Consider the following 5,341-nt stretch of genomic DNA (forward strand, 5'->3'; position numbering starts at 1 on the left):
CCCCCCCCCCCCCCCCCCCCCCCCCCCCCCCCCCCCCCCCCCCCCCCCCCCGCGGTCAGGGTGGCGATCGCCGACCCCTTGTCGTACGGCGGCCGGCCCTCGACGGAGGCGAAGAGCAGCGCGCCCAGCGACCACAGGTCGGCCGGCGGGCCCGGCTTGTGGCCGCGGGCGCGCTCGGGCGAGATGTACGAGGGCGCGCCGACCAGCATGCCGGTGGAGGTGACGGAGGGGTCGCCGTCGATCTGCGCGATGCCGAAGTCGCCGAGCACGACCCGCGAGTCGTTGGCGATCAGCACGTTGGACGGTTTGACGTCGCGGTGCAGGATGCCCTCGCGGTGCGCGGCGGACAGCACGTCGAGCACGACGAGGCCGACCTCCGCGGCCCGTTTGGGGGTCAGCGGGCCGTCCTCGCGGATGGCGTCGGACAGCGACCTGCCCTCGATGAGTTCCATCACGATCCACGGCCGGTCGTCCTCCTTGACGACGTCGTAGACGGTGATGGCGCCGGTGTTGCGGATCCTCGCGGTCGCCTTGGCCTCACGCAGCGTGCGCGTGACAAGGCGGCGCTTCTCGTCCTCGTCGACATTGCCCGGGAAACGCAGTTCCTTGACGGCGACGGAGCGGCCCAGGGTCTCGTCGACCGCGCGCCAGACCGTACCCATACCGCCCTTGCCCAGTACGCCGTCGAGGCGGTACCGGTCGGCGAGCAGGCGTCCGTCGGTACCTTCGACCTCGCTCATGGGTTCCCTCTGCAGTCCTGCGGTGTGAAACCCCATCATCCCCGACCGGGGCACCAGGATGCGAATGCGGAGCTCGGGCCGCTGTTCAGCCCTGCTGCCGGAAACCGGCGGCGGCGGTGTCGAACACCGGCTTGTAGGTGGTCCATTGGGACTTCGGCGCGGACAGGTACACCGCGTACTCGCGTCCACCCTCCTTGCCGAATCCGAGGTCCACGGCGCGGAAGGTGCTGCTCGTGCCCTTGAAGGTGAACTGCCACAGGGCCGCGTCCTGGCCCCAGGCGGTCTTGGTGGTCTCCATGCGCTCGCGGTGGTAGTTGCGGACCTTGTCCTGAGTCTGCGGTTCCAGATCCAGCCAGTGCTGGTACGGGTCGGGGCTGGCGTAGTCCAGGGCGCTGATCTTGAGGGCGACCGTGTCGGTGGGGTCGACGTAGCTGACCTGGTCACCGTCGTCGGTGACCTTCTTCGTCCAGTCGTCGGGGACCGGGACGCTGTAGCCGCGGTTGGCCTGGTCCTCCAGGTGGTAGCCGTCCGGGACGGGCGGCGGGTGCGCGTTGGTCGGCTCGGCGGTGGGCGTCGCGGGGGTGGGGGGCGTCGTGGGAGCCGTGGCCGCGGTGGTCGCGGTGGCGGTCGGGGCGCCCGTGGGGCCGCCGTCGCCGCCGGCCGCGTCCGACCGGTGCGCCCGGTCCACGGCGACGGCGGTGCCCCCGGCCAGCACCGCGACGGCCGCCGCGGCGGCGATCCAGCGGCCGGGGCGGCGGCGGTCCCCGCCGTGCGGCGCGGAATACGGCGGCGGCTGCCCCGTGGTGGAGTACGCGCCGGGGGCACCGCCATGCGGCGGCGTGTGACCGGCGTGCGCGGGCGCACCACCGCGGCCGGCGGACGCCGGATCGGAGACGGGCAGCGGCTCGGTCACCTTGACCTGCTCGACCACCGCGGTGTCCTGGTCCCCCGCCGGGATGCGCAGCATCCGCTCGGCTTCCTCCGCCGACAGCCGCTCAGCGGGCTCCTTGGCCAGCAGGCCCGCGATCACCTCGGTCAGCGCCCCGGCGTTCGGCGGCGGCACGACCGGGTCCTCGGCGATGGCGTACGCCGTCTCGATCGCGGTCGGGCGGCGGAAGGGCGACTCGCCCTCGACGGCCTGGTAGAGCGTGGCGCCCAGCGCCCACAGGTCGGCCTCGGGCCCCGGCATGGCGCCGCGGATGCGCTCGGGCGACAGGAAGTCGATGGAGCCGATCAGCTCGCCGGTCCTGGTCAGCGTCGAGGTGCCGGACGCCTGGGCGATGCCGAAGTCGGTGAGGACGATCCGGCCCCCGTCACCGAGCAGTACGTTGCCGGGCTTGACGTCGCGGTGCAGCACTCCTGCGCGGTGGGCGGCCCGCAGCGCCGCGACCATGCCGCGGCCGATCCTGGCGGCCTCGGCCGGCGGCAGGGCGCCGCCCTCCTTGAGCCGTTCGCCGAGGGTGACCGAGGGGACGTACTCCATGACGATGGACGGCAGGCCCGCGTCGTCCACCACGTCGTGGACGACGATGACGTTGGGGTGGCTGATCCTGGCGGCGGCGCGGGCCTCGCGGCGGGTGCGCTCGAAGAGTGTGGCCAATTCCTCCTCGAGCATGTGCGGCTGCGGCGGGTGCAGTTTCTTGACCGCGACCTGGCGGTCGAGGAGTTCGTCCTCGGCCCGCCACACGGTGCCCATGCCGCCGCGGCCGATCCGCTCCATCAGCCGGTACCGGCCCGCGACCAACCGCCCCTCGTCCGCGGGTGCCACCATGTCCTGCTCCTCCGTCTGTCCCCCGATCACGCGTGCCAGGAGGGCCGTTCGGCCCGTTCCGGCTCGCGTCCAGACGCCGTGCGCCTAGAGAGGCACGATATCCGGCGCCCCCAGCCTGGCGGCATCCGCGGTCAGGTCGTCCGGCTGGCGCTGCGATTCGCGCTCCGCCTCCACGCGCTTCTCGTAGTATTCGACCTCCTTGTCGACCTGGTGGGCGTCCCAGCCGAGCACCGGCGCCATCAGCTCGGCCGCCTCGCGGGCGCAGCGGGTGCCGCGGTCGAAGGTCTCGATCGAGATCCGCGTCCTGCGGGCGAGCACGTCGTCCAGGTGGCGGGCGCCCTCGTACGCCGCCGCATAGACGACCTCGGCGCGCAGGTAGTCGTCGGCGCCGGTCAGCGGGGCGGCCAGCGACGGGTCGTCGGCGATCAGGTCGAGCACTTCGTCGATGAGGGTGCCGTAGCGGTTGAGCAGGTGCTCGATCCGCGCGACGTGCACACCGGTACGGGCGGCGGTCCTGGCCCTGGCGTTCCACTCCGCCTGGTAGCCCTCGGCTCCGGCCAGCGGCACGTCCTCGGTGCAGCACGCGGCGACCCGGTGGTCCAGCCCGTGCACGGCCTCGTCCACCGCGTCCTTGGCCATCACCCGGTACGTCGTGTACTTGCCTCCGGCGACGACCACGAGCCCGGGCACCGGGTGGGCCACGGTGTGCTCCCGGGACAGCTTGCTGGTGGCGTCGGACTCCCCGGCCAGCAGCGGGCGCAGCCCGGCGTAGACACCCTGGACGTCGTCCCTGGTCAGCGGGGTGGCCAGCACCGAGTTGACGTGGTCGAGCACGTAGTCGATGTCGGCGCTGGAGGCCGCCGGGTGCGCCTTGTCCAGGTCCCAGTCGGTGTCGGTGGTGCCGACGATCCAGTGCCTGTCCCACGGGATGACGAAGAGCACGCTCTTCTCGGTGCGCAGGATCAGCCCCGTACTCGAATGGATCCGGTCCTTGGGCACCACCAGGTGGATGCCCTTGGACGCCCGTACGTGGAACTGCCCGCGCTCGGCGATGAGCGCCTGGGTGTCGTCGGTCCACACCCCGGTCGCGTTCACCACCTGCTTGGCCCGCACGTCGTATTCGCCGCCCGCCTCGCCGTCGAGCACCCGGGCGCCGACGACGCGCTCGCCCTCCCGCAGGAAGCCGGTCACCCGCGCCTGGTTGGCGACATGCGCGCCGTACGACGCGGCGGTACGCACCAGGGCCGCGACGAAGCGCGCGTCGTCGACCTGGGCGTCGTAATACTGGAGCGCGCCCACCAGCGCGTCCTTGCGCAGCGCGGGGGCGACCCGCAGCGCGTGCTTGCGGGTGAGGTGGCGGTGCACGGGCAGGCCGCGGCCGTGTCCTGAGGACAGCGACATCGTGTCGTAGAGGGCCACGCCCGAGCCCGCGTACAGCCGCTCCCAGCCCTTGTGCTGGAGCGGGTAGAGGAAGGGCACCGGGCGCACCAGGTGCGGCGCGAGCCGTTCCAGCAGCAGCCCGCGCTCCTTCAGCGCCTCGCGGACCAGCGCGAAGTCGAGCATCTCCAGATAGCGCAGACCGCCGTGGATGAGCTTGCTCGACCGGCTGGACGTGCCGGCGGCCCAGTCGCGGGCCTCGACCAGCCCGGTCGACAGCCCGCGGGTGGCCGCGTCCAGCGCCGTCCCGGCGCCGACGACGCCGCCGCCCACCACCAGGATGTCGAGCTCCTTCTCCGCCATCCGGGTGAGGGCCGCCGCCCGCTGGGCGGGTCCGAGTGTCGTCGTACGCATCCGTACCTCCGTGCCTGTCGCTGGTGACCGGGCTCTCGGTCGGTTCCGCTGGGTCGTTCCTGCTCGGGTTCCACCGGGATATGCCGTGATCCGGCGGTGGCCCTCCTCCGATAGTGACCGGCCCGGCCGGTCGCTGCCAGGCCAGGTCGCCGGGCCTGTACGGCGCGGCGAGTGGTCATATCAGTGATTTGTCTGGTTAGCCTGTTTTAAAGCCATGCATGAGCCCATTCGTGGTGGTCGCCAGGGAGGACACCCCCCATGCCCGCAGACCTCGCCGTACTCGGACTCGGCAGCACCGGACTCCCGCTCGCCCAGGCGGCGACCGTCGCGGGCGTCGGTGTCATCGGCTACGACCCCGATCCCGCCACCGTCGCCGACATCAACGCCGGCCGGGTGCCGCCGGGCTCGCTCGCCGCCGCCGACCTGCGCAGGATGCTGGCCTGCGGCTTCCGCGCCACCGCCGACCCGGCCGTACTGGGCCGGGTGCGTACCGCGGTGATCTGCGCGCCCACCCCGCCCGGCGAGGACCACGCCCTCGACCTGTCCGCGGTCGCCACCGCCGCCCGGGCGCTGGCCGCGCACCTGCGCCCGCACACCACCGTCGTCCTGGAGTCGGCCGTCTACCCCGGCACCACCGAGGGATATCTGCGCCCGCTGCTGGAGTCGCACGGGCTGCGGGCCGGCCGCGACTTCCACCTCGCCTACTCCCCCGGCCGCCTCGACCCCGGCAACCGCGCCTACCAGCTGGCCAACACCCCCAAGGTGGTCGGCGGCTGCACCCCCGCGTGCACCGAGGCCGCCGCCGCCTTCTACAGCCGCTTCACCGAACGCATCGTGCGGGCCCGCGGCACCCGCGAGGCCGAGGCGGTCAAGCTGCTGGAGACCAACTACCGGCACGTCAACATCGCCTTCGCCAACGAGATGGCGGTCTTCTGCCACGACCTGGGCGTCGACCTGTGGGACGTGATCAGGTGCGCGGAGACCAAGCCGTTCGGCTTCCAGGCCTTCCGCCCGGGCCCCGGCGTCGGCGGCCCCGCCG

The 5,341-nt window shown here is 73.1% G+C and carries 4 protein-coding genes; 1 reads left to right on the forward strand and 3 read right to left on the reverse strand.

The window, feature by feature from the left end; translation table 11 throughout:
• The 3 genes from V7E46_RS32155 to V7E46_RS32165 form a co-directional block, all read right to left on the reverse strand.
• Positions 1-740, reverse strand: a 740-nt coding sequence (locus V7E46_RS32155) for a serine/threonine-protein kinase (RefSeq protein WP_443054415.1), incomplete at its 3' end; no start/stop codon positions are given.
• Positions 741-825: 85 nt separating this feature from the next.
• Positions 826-2,511 carry a serine/threonine-protein kinase gene (locus V7E46_RS32160; RefSeq protein ID WP_333771713.1) on the reverse strand — a complete coding sequence of 562 codons (1,686 nt, stop codon included), beginning with the start codon at positions 2,509-2,511 and terminating at the stop codon, positions 826-828.
• An 84-nt stretch (positions 2,512-2,595) separates the two neighbouring features.
• On the reverse strand, positions 2,596-4,302 hold the full coding sequence (locus V7E46_RS32165) for a glycerol-3-phosphate dehydrogenase/oxidase (RefSeq protein WP_333771714.1): 1,707 nt from the start codon (positions 4,300-4,302) through the stop codon (positions 2,596-2,598).
• A 258-nt stretch (positions 4,303-4,560) separates the two neighbouring features.
• Here V7E46_RS32165 and V7E46_RS32170 point away from each other — a divergent pair.
• Positions 4,561-5,341: nucleotide sugar dehydrogenase (locus V7E46_RS32170; protein WP_333771715.1), on the forward strand; the 781-nt coding region annotated here is incomplete at its 3' end.

Source organism: Streptomyces sp. IBSBF 2435, assembly GCF_036815005.1.
GTDB lineage: Bacteria > Actinomycetota > Actinomycetes > Streptomycetales > Streptomycetaceae > Actinacidiphila.